This is a genomic window from Pseudoalteromonas sp. SG43-8, assembly GCF_014164245.1.
GTDB classification, from domain to species: domain Bacteria; phylum Pseudomonadota; class Gammaproteobacteria; order Enterobacterales; family Alteromonadaceae; genus Pseudoalteromonas; species Pseudoalteromonas distincta.
Genome location: NZ_JACJEX010000001.1, coordinates 310,355 through 325,663, shown reverse-complemented (window position 1 = coordinate 325,663; position 15,309 = coordinate 310,355). Strand labels below are relative to the sequence as shown.

Below are 15,309 nucleotides of genomic sequence, written 5' to 3'. Positions count from 1 at the left end.
ATTGTAAAAAAAACACGGTATTATTTAACCCTAAATTCTGGATATAAAAAATGACGCTTAAGCGTCATTTTTTATATCTTCGTAGGCTATTACTTTATTTCGCCCTGTATTTTTAGACTGGTACAGTGCTTTATCTGCAGCCTCTATCCAGCGCTCATGATTTTTAAAATCATTACTGCTACCAGCCAGCCCTATACTTACCGTCATTGTTATTTCAAAGTGTTTATACTTAACAGGGTTAGTTTCAATCAATACCCTTAAACGCTCAGCAAATATAAAAGCGCCTTCTTTGTCTGTATCAAGTAATGTCACTGCAAACTCTTCACCGCCATAGCGCCCTGCAACATCAGTCTCGCGCAACGTCGTACGTAGTAAGTTAGATAAATGACGAAGCGATTCATCACCACAGCTATGGCCATATTCATCATTTATTTTTTTAAAGTGATCAATATCAAACATTAATAATGTACTACAGCCACCACTTCGCTTAACTCTTAAAAACTCTTGGCGTAGCGTACCTTCCCAATGTCCACGGTTTGCAAGCTGCGTTAAGCTATCTGTTTGACTTACTTGTTCTAATTTTTTGTTTAACTCTTCAAGCTCTTTTTTATTTACCGCGACATCTGTTACATCATACAAAATAATACAAATGTGGCTAACTTCGCCCATCGTATTGGTAAGAGGGATGAATGTCGCATTTTGATACATGTAATCAGCTTTACCAGTAATAGGTCGATAATTTTTAAACCTAAAAATGTATGGCTGCTGCTCCCAAATCGTAAAAGAGCGGTTTTTTAAAACAAAAACCGATTCTGATTTACTTCTAAACCATTTTTCGTCTATTGCAGGAAATAAATCAAATAGATCTTTATCTTTTACTGCGCTTGGTAGAAGCCCTGAATGGTTTTCCATAAAACCATTCCATACACACACCTTATAATCCCTATCGAGTACCACAAGGCCTACATCAACGGTATTAAACATATCCATTAACCAATGGATCTCATTCATTTCTAAATCAGCGGCCATAACTTAATCTTCTAATAGGTAAGCAACTTTGTATTTCAAAGTTTTAAGTGAATCTTCAGTAAATAACAGCATGAGGTCGCAATTTATATCATGGTTTTCAATACCGTAACTAATCTCTATTGCAAGGGTGCGTTGCCAACGTGACTTGTTTGATTTAACCAACTCAGATACATCTCTGTGTTGGCCAAGTACAATCGGGTGCCCTTGACTAAATGACATATCGAGCTGTTTTGAAAGACCCGTTAAAATAGCGCCTATCAAAATATTACTAATATCCATAAGCAGCTCAAGTTCAACTTTATCGTTTAACTCGCCGTCATAGTTCATCAAAGAAGCTATTTCTTTAAAGCTTGAATCATTTAAAAGTAATAGCGCCTCGCCCGAAATACCACCGCCAATAAAGCCCTGGCACACACCCGATGTAGCTGCGTTATTATCTATAGACTGCAGCGCCATATCGAGTTCATTAACTTCCAAAATATTCACATTAGGAATTGGTAACTCTACAAATACATTAAGAAGACGTGCAAGTAAATCCCCAGCCTGCCCCATAGCAACGTTAGTTAGCTCTTGGTATATATCCCGAACATCAGGGTCGACTTGCTCTCCTAGCGAATGAGAGAGGCGCTCACGCATGGCTTTATCTTTAATCCCATGGTGTTCAATTATGCTGGCTAGTTTTTCGGGGGAACATGGTTTTTGAATAAAATCGATAGCACCAAGCTCAAGCACTCTTTGGTGTGCACTTGGTTGTATATCACCAGAGACAACAACAGTGAGAATATTAAGCCCCTGTTCTTTCATAGCGATTAATACTTCATAACCGTCCATTTCTGGCATGTTTAAATCGAGAAAAAGTATCTCTGGTTCAATTAACTTTATTTGCTTTATACAATCAACGCCGTCAAGTGCAAATTCAACTTTAATGTCCCAATCTTCAGGTAATGAGCGAGCCAACTGACGCCTAGCTAATTTCGAGTCATCACATATTAATACCGATGTTGACATATTATCTCTCTGTTTCTAAACCAGTAATGAGCATTAAAATCATTTTATGATGGTTTTTATTTTTATTATTGAAGATATCTTTTGTAACTTCATGTTAATCAAAGTTTAGCATAGTTACAATTTTTATATTTCAGAGCTAATACCCACTCTATTAAGCAGGTTTAATCACTTGGTAACTATAGCTCAGTATAATACACTGACGCCCATTGCGTTAATTTAAAAGGAAATACCCTATGTTACGTTCACTTGCCTTTGCTTTGAGTGCATTTTGTTCTGTGGCTATTGCAGCCGACTATCCAGAAAACACACTTGATGCAGGAAAAGTATCCGCACAAGGCAAACCAGTCACTTTATTAGGTCAAGGTATCTCAATTGGAGATAGTGCGCCAAACTTTAAAGTTGTTGATGACAACTTTATTCCAGTGACACTTGAGGATTATAAAGGCCAAGCTGTATTAATAAGTGTAGTACCCAGCCTAGATACCGGCATTTGTAGCCTGCAAACTAAGCACTTTAATGAAAAAGTAGCCTCACAATTCCCAAGTGTAGTTATGCTAACAATTAGTGCTGATTTACCATTTGCTCAAAAGCGTTTTTGCAAAGCTGAAAATATCGATAAAATCATTACGTTATCAGATTCTGTTTGGCGTGATTTTGGTCAAAAATACGGATTGATTATTAAAGATATGGGCTTACTAACGCGAACAGTCTTTATTTTAGATGAAAGCCATAACGTCATTTATAAACAGTTAGTTAGTAGCCTTTCAACTGAACCTGAATACAACAGCGTAATTGAGAAACTTAAAACACTGTAAAGTCCATTAAGTAGCACTAATTAAGCAATGCTAAATCCCTTAAAACAAAAAACCGCCAATTGGCGGTTTTTTAATGTGCTTTATAATTAACCTAAAAGTTCACCAAGTTGTTGGCTAACAGTTTCAACAGCTTGTGTACCATCTAGTTTATGGTATTGAGTATTACCAGCAGCCGCTTCTGCTTGATAGTAATCAACCAATGGCATAGTTTGCTCATGGTAAATACCTAAACGTTTACGTACTGTTTCTTCAGTATCATCAGCGCGAACAATTAAGTCTTCGCCAGTTTCGTTGTCTTTACCTTCCACTTTTGGTGGATTATAAACAACGTGGTAAACACGACCAGAACCAGGATGAACACGACGTCCGCCCATACGCTCAACAATGACTTCATCAGCCACATCAAATTCAATAACGTGATCAACCACTACGCCATTTTCTTTCATTGCATCCGCTTGTGGGATTGTACGCGGGAAGCCATCAAGTAAAAAACCTTTCTCACAATCCGCTTTAGTAATACGCTCTTTAACTAAACCAATAATAATATCGTCAGAAATTAGTTGACCAGCATCCATTACTTTTTTTGCTTCTAGACCCAGTGGCGTGCCTTCTTTAATTGCTGCACGTAACATATCGCCAGTAGAAATTTGTGGAATACCGTATTTGTCCATTAAAAACTGAGCTTGAGTACCTTTACCTGCACCCGGCGCGCCCAAAAGAATAATGCGCATATTATTGTCCCCTAGTATGGATATTTATTTTAAAGCCTGAATTCTTCCACAAGCGCCGCCGATACTCAAGCAACTTATACTAATTGATGAGCCGTTGGGGTGTTTACAGGGCATTAAAAAAGGGAACACACGTTCCCTTTTATTTAAAGTACATAATTTATACTTTATTGACTGGGTAAATAGCTATTTGCTTATTTACTTAGTTCAAGCATCAATTTATTTAAGCGAGTAACAAATCCTGTTGGATCTTTAAGTGTACCGCGTTCTGCAAGTAGTGCTTGGTCTAGTAAAACGTGTGACCACTGCGCAAACTTATCTTCATCTTGTTCGTCATTTAAGTGCTTAACAAGTTGATGCTCTGGGTTTAGCTCAAACACAGGTTTTGCTTCAGGGGCTGCTTGACCAACAGATTCCATTAGCTTTTGCATTTGTGAGCTCATGTCGTTGTCGTCGCTTACAACACATGCTGGAGAATCTGTTAAGCGGTGCGTAAAGCGCACTTCTTTAACGTCATCACCTAGTGCTGTTTTAATACGTTCAACAAGGCCAGCCATTTCTTTTTCAGACTCTTCTTGCGCTTTTTTAGTTTCTTCGTCGTCAAGCTTACCTAAATCTAAGTCACCACGTGTGATCGACTGTAGCTGCTTATCAGCGAATTCAGTTAAGTGACTCATCATCCACTCGTCAACACGGTCACTTAGTAGTAATACTTCAATGCCTTTTTTGCGGAAAATCTCTAAATGCGGTGAGTTTTTCGCAGCGGTGAATGTATCAGCTACTACGTAGTAAATTTTGTCTTGGCCTTCGTTCATGCGTTCAACATATTGCTCAAGCGACACATCTTGTGTTTCTGAGTCAGTATGTGTCGAAGAAAAACGAAGTAGCTTACAAATAGCTTCTTTATTTGCAGCATCTTCAGCTGGGCCTTCTTTCATTACTTGACCAAACTCATTCCAAAATACTTGGTAATCGTCAGCTTTGTTTTTAGCCATACGCTCAAGCATTTTAATAATACGCGATGTACACCCTTTACGAATAGCTTGCGTTACTTTGTTGTCTTGTAGAATTTCACGAGATACGTTCAGTGGTAAATCGTTTGAATCTAGTAAGCCTTTTACAAAGCGAAGGTAGCTTGGCATGAATTGCTCTGCATCATCCATTACAAACACACGTTGTACGTAAAGTTTTAGACCACTTTGACGTTCACGGTTCCATAAGTCGAAAGGTGCTTTTTTAGGAATATATAAAAGGCTAGTGTATTCAGTTTTACCTTCAACCTTATTATGTGCCCAGCTAAGTGGCTCTTCCCAATCATGGCTTACATGCTTGTAAAACTCTTTGTATTCATCATCAGAAAGCTCTGATTTATCGCGTGTCCACAATGCAGTTGCACGGTTAATGCTTTCCCACTCACCTGGTACTGCTGGAATTTTTTCGCCGTCTTCGCCTTCAGATTCAGGCACTTCTGCTTTAAACATTTGTACTGGCGTTGAGATGTGATCAGAGTATTTAGTAACGATACTACGTAGGCGCCAGTCATCAGCAAATTCTTTTTCTTCATCGCGAAGATGTAAAATAATGTCGGTACCACGGCCTTCTTTTTCAATTTCTTGAAGTGTGTATTCGCCTTCACCTTGAGATTCCCACTCGTAAGCGGTTGTTTCACCGGCTTTACGTGTACGAACAGTTACTAAATCAGCAACAATAAATGCTGAGTAAAAACCAACACCAAATTGACCAATTAATTGTGAATCTTTACTTTGATCACCCGTTAAGTTTTTGAAAAACTCAGCAGTACCCGACTTTGCAATAGTACCTAATGAGCTAATGATTTCATCGCGCGTCATACCAATACCATTATCTGAAATGGTAATTGTATTTGCTTCTTTATCTGCACTAATACGAACACGTAAATCGGCATCACCTTGGTAAAGGTCGCTTTGAGATAATGCTAAAAAGCGTAACTTGTCTGCTGCGTCTGATGCATTTGACACAAGCTCACGTAAAAATATTTCTTTATTAGAATAAAGAGAATGAATCATTAAGTTTAATAATTGTTTTACTTCTGTTTGAAAGCCTAATGTTTCTTTTTGTGCTGCAGTCATTTATATATCTCCAATTTGCAAAGTGTCTGCGTTATGCACTTAATATGGGGTGAGGTGTTAGAACTTCAAGGGAAAAATTTAAAAAAGGTGAAACGAAAACAAAGAACCATTAATTTGTTTAAAACGAATGCGGACAATTAATATGAATCTTTTCACCAGTTGTTGGATGTTCAAAATATAAATCGCTGGCATGTAATTGTAACCGCCCTGCCATATGTTCACTTTGCGCACTTTTATATAAATCACAGCCTAAAATTGGGTGCCCTATAAACTGGCTGTGTATTCGTAATTGATGGGTACGCCCAGTAATAGGTGTAAATTGCACTAAGGTTCTGCACGGCTGCCTGAGCCGCTCAAGTACTTTATATTCACTCAGCGCTGTTTTACCTGTCGATTGGCAAATTTTAACACGCGGAAAAAGCAGTTTATCTTTTGCAATTGGCGCAGTAATTTGCCCTTCATCAACAGCCAAGCATCCCTCTAACATGGCTACATAACGCTTTTGAATAGTACGCGCTTGAAATTGCTTATTAAGGTGCTTTGACGCAATTGCGTTTAATCCAACAATCATAATGCCCGATGTGCCCAAATCTAGCCGATGCGATAACTTAGCCTCTGCAAATGCAGCTGTTAAGCCCTTTTGACCATTTACTAAGCGGTAATGCACTGAGTCCCAATTAAGCGGATTTTTACCTGATAAACTTAATAGTCCACTGGGTTTATTGATCAGTAAAATATCGTCATCTTGATATAATCTTTCAATAAACCCGTCGCACTTAGGGGCTACAAAATCATCAACTATAATGGGTTGTTCTGAAGGTGTTTGCGATGTTGAGTTAGCCATTAAGTTAATCATTAAATTAGTCACTATCTTTTGAATGAAGCGCTTTTAAAGCCAATACTTTTTCACGTAAATCATCTGCTACTACTTTATCAGCAGCAATCGGGGCACCGACTGCAACCGACACCAAAGACCATTTTAATCGAGGTAATTGCCATTTAGCTTTACGGCTAAACATGCTGCCCCATAATCCACCTAAGTGCATAGGAATAACGGGCACAGGTGAGCGCTCAATAATACGCTCGATTCCACGGCGAAAAATATCGATAGAGCCGTCACTGGTTAGTTTTCCTTCAGGGAAAATACCAACAAGTTCGCCTTTATTAAGCGCAGCAGCCACTTCATCAAAGGCTTTTTTAAACGCTTCTGGATTCGTTTTTTCACTGTTAATGGGAATAGCCTTGGCCATTTTAAATAACCAATGTAGGGCCGGCGAATAATAAATAGGGGCAAATACCATAAACCGGATAGGCCTTGGTGATGCGGCTAAAATAAACATCCAATCAACAAAGCTGACATGATTACACACGACAACCGCAGCGCCTGCATCAGGTATATTACTTTCACCTTTTGTACGCACTCTGTACATACAAATAGCTAAAATATATATAATAAATCGTAAAAAGAACTCTGGTACTTTGGTATAAATATAAACAGAGATAAGCAAGTTTAGCCCAGCAAGTAACAGTAGCAACTCTGAAATACTCCACTGAAAAACAGACAGCGTTACAATACTTAAAACAGCACTGCCCACCATAAACAGTGCATTTAATACATTGTTAGCCGCTATAACTCGTGAGCGACTCGACTCTTCAGTACGCTGTTGAATAAGCGCATACAGCGGTACAGTGTAAAAACCAGAGCCAATACCAATGCCTGCCATCCATACAAAGTGCCACACCATATCGCCTGTTTTTAATAGCTCCTGAAGCGTCATTAACTCAAGGTTTTGCGGTAAATAAGAGCTAATGGCTGGCTCTTGGCTCAGTAAGTATAAAAACAAGGTAATTAGAATAGCGCCAAAAGGCACAATTCCTAATTCTATTCGTGAGCGAGAAAGCTTTTCACACAGTAACGAACCAATCGCAATACTTAATGAAAACACAACAAGCGCGCTAGTGACAACCAGTTCATCACCACCCATTGTGTGTTTTACATAATTTGGTAGGGATGTTAAAACGATGGCGCCAATTAACCAAAACCAACTGATCCCGAGGACTGATTTACCAACCGATTCTGTTTGCGAATTAAGTGCTGAAAATACGTTTTTTGTAGATGAAAATATATTATAGGTAAATTTTAAGTTAGGCTCGTTTGCTTCACTAGTGGGTATAAAGCGACTGCTCACATAACCCATCACGGCCAATACTAATACTGCAATACTTATAAGCGTAGGCCCTACTGATTGAGTAATATAATAAGTGCCAAAAATTGTACCCATTAGTATGGCCACAAACGTGCCTGATTCAACCAAACCATTCGCTTTTGTTAATTCATTAGGTGCTACGTGCTGCGGTAAAATAGAATATTTTAATGGACCAAAAAACGTACTTTGCACGCCCATTAAAAATACGGTGGCTGACATTAGCCACACATACTGCGTTAAAATAGAAACTGCCCCTACAACCATAATAGGGATTTCACATAGTTTTACGATTCTAATCAATTTTGATTTTTCTGTTTTTTCTGCAAGCTGCCCTGCCATCCCTGAAAATAAAAAGAACGGAAGAATAAATAACCCAGCAGCAATATTTGAATAAAGTGCGCCATCTGCAAGCGTTGCAGCCTGAAATATTAATAGAATAAGCACTGATTGCTTATACACGTTATCGTTTATCGCTGAGAAAAACTGCGTAATAAAAAGCGGTAAAAAACGCTTACTACCTAGTAATGCACCTTGATAGGGTTGGTTATCTTTCATTGTATTCCTTACTAATTAGAGACATAGCCCAAAAATATATTAAATTGTTTCTAAGCTTACCTTAAAAACGAAAAAGCCTACATGATTTAATCATGTAGGCTTTTGTAATTTGTTTTCAAATAGTGACTTAGAGCTAGTTTTGAGTAACTAGGCGCCTGCCGCTAAAGGCATGCATAAGTGTTCTACCATCTACTAAATCAAGCTCACCTCCCACAGGAATACCATGGGCAATACGTGAAGCGCCTACTTTGTATTTATGACAAAGCTGAGCAATATAATGTGCGGTAGTATCGCCTTCAACGGTAGGGTTAGTCGCTAAAATAACCTCATTAATATCGCCTTGGGCAAGCTTTTGCTCTAAAACATCTAAGCCAATCTCTTTAGGACCAATACCGTCTATTGGCGATAAGTGACCCATTAATACAAAGTATAGACCTAAATACTGACCTGTTTGCTCGATGGCAAGTACGTCAGTAGGCGATTCAACAACACATAATATACCGCTGTCTTGGCGTTTTGTACTTAAACAAATATCGCACTGAGCTTGTTCGCAAAAAGTACGACAAGACTGACAGTGCCCTATGGCGGTCATTGCTTTAGTGAGTGCATTGCCCAGCTGAGTGCCTCCCTTTCGGTCGCGCTCAAGCAGGTGAAAAGCAATACGTTGCGCTGACTTTGGACCAATGCCCGGTTGACAGCGCAGTGCTTCTATAAGCTGATTTAAACTATCTGAAAGTTGCATTATTTACTTAAAACGGCATTTTCATACCTGGTGGTAATTGCATACCGCCAGTTACTTTACCCATACGCTCTTGTGTTTCTTCTGCAACACGGCGAACAGCATCGTTACATGCTGCTGCAAGTAAGTCTTCAATCATGTCTTTGTCGTCTTCCATCAAGCTTTCATCAAGCTGAACACGACGTACATTGTGGTTACCAAGCATAGTTACTTTAACTAAACCTGCACCGGCTTCACCAACAACTTCAAGAGTTGCGATTTCGTCTTGGGCTTTTTGCATGCGATCTTGCATTTGCTGCGCTTGCTTCATCATGTTGCCCATTCCACCTTTAAACATAACTTTCTCTCTTTCTTTTAATACATTAATTAACATGAACATAAGGGCGATTGTAAGTAATTACAATGCCTGAATACTGTTTTCGTCAATTTCGGCGCTAAATACTTGCTGAAATTGTACTATGTTTTCATCCGATGTGATCACATCGATTGCTTGTTGATGGCGTCCTGCATCTATTTTTTGCTGAATAAGATAAGGAGAATCAATAACTCCCTTAGCAAAATTAATACTTAACGACACGTTATGCTCATAAATACTCGACAATGCGGCATCTAATCTTTGGCGAAGCATCGGTGTATCTAAATGCTTTTGTGATTCATCAACGTCTATATGTAAACTGTTGCCTTGCTTGGTAAATATTGAATGCAACGCAAATTGGCGCATACGACCACCCAGTCCCATACGTTTAATTAAATAAGCCCATTCATCTTGCTGGTGTGCAAACCTAATTTCACTAATTGGACTTTGAAAATCATCAGGCACGGGAATGCTAATTTCCTCGGGCGCTGCTTCAGGTACTTTTTGAGGATTTATCTGCTCAAGTAGCTCTGGCGCTAAATTTTCGGTAATTGTTTGATGTTTTTCTTTAAAATCAACTTTTCGTGCTGGTTTTGTATTAGCGTGACCATGTGCCTGGCTTTCGCTCCCTATTGGTGGGAGCTCATGCTTTTTTTCACTTGCACCTGCACTATCAGTCACCCAAGGTGGGGGATCGCTAGGTGCTACGCTTGAAACGCTGTTGAGCTCGTTTGTATTTTCAGCGGTGCTACCTTGGTTAACACTTTGAGCTTTAGGCATTCTTGCGTGATGTTCTGGCTTTTTAGCGGGCGCTTGGTTTGGCTGCGCAGCTACATTATTTGCAGAGGTGCTTGTACTCTTGCTTGATAACCTACCCGCACCGGATATGTTTCTGTCACGTAAAATACGAGCAATGGCAGATTGCGCCTGCGCTTCTTGTTCAGCTATTGGCGTACTTACATTGTGATTAGTAACAGGCTCTGATTGAGGTTCTGAGTTTGTATTAGTTACAGGATTAAAGCCCTGATCTACAGCGCTACTCATTATATCGTCAAATTGCGAGGCCAGCGTTTGTTCAGCATCACTATGGAGCATATAAGCTTCATCTTCGCTTTGTCGCTGGGCTTGAGCATCTGAAACAACATTGGTTTGTGGTTGCTCTTTAGCTAAAGCCTGTTGCTTTGAAGCGTTTTCACTTTGTTGAACCGGTTGCTCTACTGCAACTTGGGCAGGCTCAATATTACTTTGCACGACTTCATTATTTGATGACTGAGCGGCAGCGTTAGCTGAAGGCTCTATCTCAACGGCTTTAGGCTGCTCTGCATTGCTAACTGGCTTAGTATTATTTACAGGGACACTACTTTGGCCAGCTACGGTGTTTTGCGATGTTTTATTTTTATTTAATATATCTCGCAGTGCATTTGCACGGCCTTGTTTATTTGGGGCCGGCTCTTCGTTTGCTGTGTGTACAGTTTGTTGCACATCTGAAGGCTTAAATGCTAATAATCTTAGCATTATCATTTCAAAACCTAAGCGAGGCTCTGGTGCCCATTGTAAATCTTTTTTACCATTTAACAGTAACTGATAATAAATTTGAATTTGTTGTGGGCTCGTATGTTGTGCAACATGAGCAATATAATCTACATTTTTTTCATCTAGCCCTGCCGCTTCAGGCACTAACTGGGTTAGTTGTGTCAAATGCGTAAGTGCAATTAAATCATCAAGCAATGCCACATAATTAGGATTACGACTTGCTACCTGCGCAATCTCATCCATTAGCGCAGCGCCATCTTGTGCAAGTAATGCTGCAAGCAAGCTTTGGCTATAATGAGTATCCATTAAACCAAGCATTGTTTGTACTGCTTGATTATTAATATCACCATTTGTTTGCGCAATAGCTTGGTCGGTTAAGCTAAGTGCATCACGCATACTGCCATCAGCGGCTTTTGAAATAATGCTAAGTGCATCGGTATCAAAGCTAAGCTGCTCTTGAGTAAGTACGTGTTCAAGCTGTGTTTTAATTTCACTTTGCGACAAGGCATTTAAGTTAAATTGTAGACAGCGAGATAATATAGTAACTGGTAATTTTTGAGGATCGGTGGTCGCCAATAAAAATTTCACATGCTCTGGTGGCTCTTCAAGCGTTTTTAAAAGCGCATTAAAGCTGTGCTTAGAAAGCATGTGAACTTCATCGATTAGGTATACTTTATAACGTCCACGAGTTGGTGCATATTGAACGTTATCAAGTATTTCGCGAGTGTCTTCTACTTTTGTACGAGAAGCCGCATCTATTTCGAGTAGGTCAATGTAGCGCCCTGCTTCTATATCCAAACAGCTGCTACATTGTCCACACGGATTTGCAGATATACCTTCATCGCAATTTAAGCTTTTAGCAAAAATACGTGCAATGGTGGTTTTACCTACACCGCGGGTTCCAGTGAATAAATAAGCGTGATGCAGTCTATTTTGCGTAAGCGCATTTACAAGCGCTTGCTTAACATGAGACTGCCCAACCAATTCATGAAAGGTTTGAGGACGCCATTTTCTCGCTAGAACCTGATAACTCATCGATTACTCGCCTTCGAATTCAACCAATTTTAGGATTTTAATACCCATTTTTTTGATGCGCTGCTCGCCACCAAGTTCTGGTAGTGATACAACAAATGCTGCATCTGTGGCTTCGCCACCTAGTTTATTAACTAACTTAGCAGTGGCTTCAATTGTGCCACCAGTTGCTAATAAGTCATCAACTAGTAATACTTTGTCGCCAGGTACAATTGCATCTATATGCAGTTCAAGCGTGTCTTCACCGTACTCAAGTAAGTAATCTTGGCGAATAACTTCGCGTGGTAACTTACCTGGTTTACGTACTGGAATAAACGGAATGCCTAACGCATAAGACAATGGCGCACCAAAAATAAAACCACGTGATTCTGTGCCTATGATTTTAGTAAAGCCCTGATCTTTATATTCTGCGATAAACGCGTCAATAGTTGCTTTAAAGGCTTCTGGATTTGCCATTAAAGTGGTTACATCGCGAAACATAATACCCGCTTTTGGATAATCAGCAATTGTCGTTATGCTGTTTTTGATAATTGCTGGTGTTACTTGAGTCATAATTTTAACTGCTCAATTGTTTATATTACAAAGCAGGTGATTATAACCTTAACTAACCTTTAATTGCGAGTTTGGCGTTATTATAAAAGAAGTATTAAATATGGAAGGGGTAATTAAAATAAAGTGGTTCAAGGCTGAAGTTAGCAACAGCCTTAATAAACGCTATACATTTTACGTTAAGCTAGTGATCCAGCCTAATATTGCATTTAAACAACCAATCCCTGCAAATACAGCTAAAAAAGCAAGAAAGTAAGTAGCGTTGAACGGATCTTTAAAGTCTTTATCATCTGACATTGGTACAACCTTTTTTTAAGCACGGCGAATAAGGCTGCCATAATAGACGATGTAAAATCATCAATAAAGACCTTAGTCTTGATTTTTTGTCACAATGACTCCTCGTTCAACCATAGCATTAAGAGTAACCAGTGCACCTTGAGCAATTTGCTCTGCATTAAATTGTGGTGCATGAGCTAATACCTGTTGGCAGACGTTGTCAAATATCGCGCCTTCGCTTGCCTCTATGATTGACAATAGCAAAGCTGTCATTGCATTCGTAGCTAAAAATTGAACATCGTCATTTTCGTCTCTATATACAACAAAATAATTTGGCTGAGGTGATGGCTCATTTGGCTTAAAGCGACTGCTAATATTTTGAACCGGAAATTGATAACTTAAATTTCTTGCCGTTTTCGATAAATATAAAGCTGAACTAGTGAGCGCTGTTGTTTGTAATTTTTTCTCTTGCTCATCTTCGTGTGCAATGGATACATCTAGCTCTACCCATTCATAATGGGCAAGCTCTAGCATAAACACGGGATCGTATTTTTTCATTTTATAATCACTTGATAAGTAATTAATAAACTCCCCTGCTATGTCTAAAAAGTACGGCGAATGACAATCATATTCGCTAAAAAACTGGCGTACGAGGACTTGCCATTGCTTCTGGGTATATAACGTTTTTAATACCGGAAAACCTGATGATATAAAACCTTCAATGTTATTAAAAAATAGGTCGCGATAAATAGCCATACGCCTGTCATCGATACCGCTGGGCTTTTTATTTTTTTGAGGCTCGCGAATATGCGCCATAAATTCGTTTTGTATTTCAATAAAGCTCATAACTAGGCACTCTTTTAATGTTGATAAAGGCTTATATTAAGCTCGTTGTTTTGAAACAGTTGAATCAAAGTGTTTAGCTTGTAGAGCATGAATTATATCTAACTCTTTGGTTAAAACATTCATGGTAGGAATATTAAAATCACGCTCAAGCAGGGTTGGAAATACGCCATGCACTTCGTATGCTTTATCGAGTAGCTCCCAGACAGGATCAATCACATCAGCGCCATGTGTATCAACAATTAAGTCATCAGCCTCATTATAATGGCCAGCAACATGCCCATAGGCTATACGATTAGAGGGTAACCCAGTTAAAAATGCTTGTGCGTTGTAGCCATGATTTATCGAATTAACATAAATGTTATTCACATCAAGTAAAAGTTTGCAGTCAGCTTGCTCTAAAATAATATTCGTAAATTCAAGTTCTGATAATTTCTGTCCAGGAGCGCCATAATAGGAAACATTTTCTATCGCAATTTGCTGCTCTAGTATGTCTTGAACTTGTTTAATACGAGGTACAACATGTGCTATGGCATCTTGTGTAAACGGAATGGGCATTAAGTCATACATATGCCCTGTACCCGAGCAGTAACTTAAGTGCTCACTAAAAATTTTTATATTGTGCTCTTCAAAAAACACTTTTAAAGACTTAACAAATTCAACATCAAGAGGTTCTGGAGAACCGATAGACAGTGATAATCCATGACACACAAAATTATTAGCATCGGTTAATGTTTTAAATTGTTTTTTAAAGCGTCCACCTAGTTTTAACCAGTTCTCTGGCGCAACTTCTAAAAAGTCTACTTGATTAGGTACATGCTCAAGCAGCTCATCAAGCATTTCTCGTCGTAGGCCAAGGCCCACCATCCCAAAATCTTTACTTTGAGTTTGTATCATAACTACCTCTAACTTAACAAAAAAGGGCCTTAGGGCCCTTTTAGCATAACTTATTTAGAATAAGATATTAACGGCCACCACATTTACCTTCGCCGCACTTACCTTCTTTTTTAGTTTTTTTAGCGTCGCCGCCACATTTACCTTCACCACATTTGCCTTCTGTTTTAGCTTTTGCGTCTTTTGCATCGCCACCACACTTACCTTCGCCGCATTTACCTTCTTTTTTATCTTTTGCGTCGCCACCACATTTGCCTTCGCCGCATTTACCTTCTTTTTTACCTTTTGCATCGCCGCCACATTTGCCTTCGCCGCATTTGCCTTCTTTTTTATCTTTTGCGTCGCCACCACATTTGCCTTCGCCGCATTTACCTTCTTTTTTATCTTTTGCGTCACCGCCACATTTGCCTTCACCGCACTTACCTTCTGCAGCATCTAATTGGTAACCTGTTACTAGTTGTTGAAACTCAAATGGGTTAGCTTGTACATCTGCAGATACAAAACTTGCAGAGCCAACTACTACTGCACCTAGAGTTAACGCGATTGTATTTTTTTTAACTGTATTCATTTTATGACTCTCTTTAATCAAGGATTGTAAATCTCAGCAATAAAAATGTATTTTTAAATTGCTTGTATGC

General features: G+C 39.1%; 15 protein-coding genes. 1 reads left to right on the top strand and 14 read right to left on the bottom strand.

The features are described from left to right. Positions 1 to 57: 57 nt before the first annotated feature. Positions 58 to 1,029 (bottom strand): diguanylate cyclase, encoded by a 972-nt coding sequence (locus H5122_RS01550; protein ID WP_182673523.1) that lies wholly within the window; start codon positions 1,027 to 1,029, stop codon positions 58 to 60. Positions 1,030 to 1,032: 3 nt separating this feature from the next. After that, complete coding sequence (locus tag H5122_RS01545) at positions 1,033 to 2,037, bottom strand: response regulator (protein WP_024590825.1); 1,005 nt, start codon at positions 2,035 to 2,037, stop codon at positions 1,033 to 1,035. A gap of 233 nt (positions 2,038 to 2,270) precedes the next feature. Between H5122_RS01545 and tpx the strand changes: the two genes are divergently transcribed. Beyond that, positions 2,271 to 2,852, top strand: a complete 582-nt coding sequence (gene tpx / locus H5122_RS01540; RefSeq protein ID WP_182671668.1) for a thiol peroxidase — start codon at positions 2,271 to 2,273, stop codon at positions 2,850 to 2,852. A gap of 86 nt (positions 2,853 to 2,938) precedes the next feature. On the opposite strand, the gene adk is transcribed toward tpx, so the two are convergent. The 12 genes from adk to H5122_RS01485 all read right to left on the bottom strand — a co-directional run bounded on the left by adk (position 2,939) and on the right by H5122_RS01485 (position 15,239). Continuing rightward, positions 2,939 to 3,583, bottom strand: a complete 645-nt coding sequence (gene adk, locus H5122_RS01535; RefSeq protein ID WP_002962321.1) for an adenylate kinase — start codon at positions 3,581 to 3,583, stop codon at positions 2,939 to 2,941. A 191-nt stretch (positions 3,584 to 3,774) separates the two neighbouring features. Next, positions 3,775 to 5,688: a molecular chaperone HtpG gene (htpG, locus tag H5122_RS01530; protein WP_182681074.1), complete on the bottom strand. Its 1,914-nt coding sequence runs from the start codon at positions 5,686 to 5,688 to the stop codon at positions 3,775 to 3,777. A gap of 118 nt (positions 5,689 to 5,806) precedes the next feature. Next, complete coding sequence (locus H5122_RS01525) at positions 5,807 to 6,544, bottom strand: RluA family pseudouridine synthase (RefSeq protein WP_182681073.1); 738 nt, start codon at positions 6,542 to 6,544, stop codon at positions 5,807 to 5,809. A gap of 4 nt (positions 6,545 to 6,548) precedes the next feature. Next, positions 6,549 to 8,450: an MFS transporter gene (locus H5122_RS01520; RefSeq protein ID WP_182681072.1), complete on the bottom strand. Its 1,902-nt coding sequence runs from the start codon at positions 8,448 to 8,450 to the stop codon at positions 6,549 to 6,551. A gap of 133 nt (positions 8,451 to 8,583) precedes the next feature. Continuing rightward, positions 8,584 to 9,192 carry a recombination mediator RecR gene (gene recR, locus H5122_RS01515; RefSeq protein WP_182681071.1) on the bottom strand — a complete coding sequence of 203 codons (609 nt, stop codon included), beginning with the start codon at positions 9,190 to 9,192 and terminating at the stop codon, positions 8,584 to 8,586. A 7-nt stretch (positions 9,193 to 9,199) separates the two neighbouring features. After that, complete coding sequence (locus H5122_RS01510) at positions 9,200 to 9,526, bottom strand: YbaB/EbfC family nucleoid-associated protein (RefSeq protein WP_002962306.1); 327 nt, start codon at positions 9,524 to 9,526, stop codon at positions 9,200 to 9,202. A 60-nt stretch (positions 9,527 to 9,586) separates the two neighbouring features. After that, entirely contained in the window at positions 9,587 to 12,112 is a 2,526-nt protein-coding gene (gene dnaX / locus H5122_RS01505) for a DNA polymerase III subunit gamma/tau (RefSeq protein WP_182681070.1), read from the bottom strand. Positions 12,113 to 12,115: 3 nt separating this feature from the next. Beyond that, positions 12,116 to 12,661 (bottom strand): adenine phosphoribosyltransferase, encoded by a 546-nt coding sequence (gene apt / locus H5122_RS01500; protein WP_182681069.1) that lies wholly within the window; start codon positions 12,659 to 12,661, stop codon positions 12,116 to 12,118. A gap of 171 nt (positions 12,662 to 12,832) precedes the next feature. Further along, on the bottom strand, positions 12,833 to 12,955 hold the full coding sequence (locus tag H5122_RS20130) for a hypothetical protein (protein WP_002962301.1): 123 nt from the start codon (positions 12,953 to 12,955) through the stop codon (positions 12,833 to 12,835). A gap of 72 nt (positions 12,956 to 13,027) precedes the next feature. After that, positions 13,028 to 13,780: a DUF2063 domain-containing protein gene (locus tag H5122_RS01495; protein WP_182681068.1), complete on the bottom strand. Its 753-nt coding sequence runs from the start codon at positions 13,778 to 13,780 to the stop codon at positions 13,028 to 13,030. Positions 13,781 to 13,816: 36 nt separating this feature from the next. Beyond that, the gene (locus H5122_RS01490) at positions 13,817 to 14,674 is read right to left on the bottom strand and encodes a DUF692 domain-containing protein (protein ID WP_223231640.1); all 858 of its coding nucleotides are present in this window, start codon (positions 14,672 to 14,674) and stop codon (positions 13,817 to 13,819) included. Between the two features lie 67 nt (positions 14,675 to 14,741). Then, the gene (locus H5122_RS01485; RefSeq protein WP_024596351.1) at positions 14,742 to 15,239 is read right to left on the bottom strand and encodes a hypothetical protein; all 498 of its coding nucleotides are present in this window, start codon (positions 15,237 to 15,239) and stop codon (positions 14,742 to 14,744) included. Positions 15,240 to 15,309 lie beyond the last annotated feature (70 nt).

Bases quoted from the DNA above. Each gene is read 5' to 3' on its own strand.
- H5122_RS01545 (WP_024590825.1), bottom strand. From the start codon at position 2,037: ATGTCAACATCGGTATTAATATGTGATGACTCGAAATTAGCTAGGCGT.
- H5122_RS01550 (WP_182673523.1), bottom strand. From the start codon at position 1,029: ATGGCCGCTGATTTAGAAATGAATGAGATCCATTGGTTAATGGATATG.
- H5122_RS01510 (WP_002962306.1), bottom strand. From the start codon at position 9,526: ATGTTTAAAGGTGGAATGGGCAACATGATGAAGCAAGCGCAGCAAATG.
- H5122_RS01485 (WP_024596351.1), bottom strand. From the start codon at position 15,239: ATGAATACAGTTAAAAAAAATACAATCGCGTTAACTCTAGGTGCAGTA.
- dnaX (WP_182681070.1), bottom strand. From the start codon at position 12,112: ATGAGTTATCAGGTTCTAGCGAGAAAATGGCGTCCTCAAACCTTTCAT.
- tpx (WP_182671668.1), top strand. From the start codon at position 2,271: ATGTTACGTTCACTTGCCTTTGCTTTGAGTGCATTTTGTTCTGTGGCT.
- H5122_RS01495 (WP_182681068.1), bottom strand. From the start codon at position 13,780: ATGAGCTTTATTGAAATACAAAACGAATTTATGGCGCATATTCGCGAG.
- H5122_RS01490 (WP_223231640.1), bottom strand. From the start codon at position 14,674: ATGATACAAACTCAAAGTAAAGATTTTGGGATGGTGGGCCTTGGCCTA.
- H5122_RS01520 (WP_182681072.1), bottom strand. From the start codon at position 8,450: ATGAAAGATAACCAACCCTATCAAGGTGCATTACTAGGTAGTAAGCGT.
- apt (WP_182681069.1), bottom strand. From the start codon at position 12,661: ATGACTCAAGTAACACCAGCAATTATCAAAAACAGCATAACGACAATT.
- recR (WP_182681071.1), bottom strand. From the start codon at position 9,192: ATGCAACTTTCAGATAGTTTAAATCAGCTTATAGAAGCACTGCGCTGT.
- htpG (WP_182681074.1), bottom strand. From the start codon at position 5,688: ATGACTGCAGCACAAAAAGAAACATTAGGCTTTCAAACAGAAGTAAAA.
- H5122_RS01525 (WP_182681073.1), bottom strand. From the start codon at position 6,544: ATGATTAACTTAATGGCTAACTCAACATCGCAAACACCTTCAGAACAA.
- adk (WP_002962321.1), bottom strand. From the start codon at position 3,583: ATGCGCATTATTCTTTTGGGCGCGCCGGGTGCAGGTAAAGGTACTCAA.
- H5122_RS20130 (WP_002962301.1), bottom strand. From the start codon at position 12,955: ATGTCAGATGATAAAGACTTTAAAGATCCGTTCAACGCTACTTACTTT.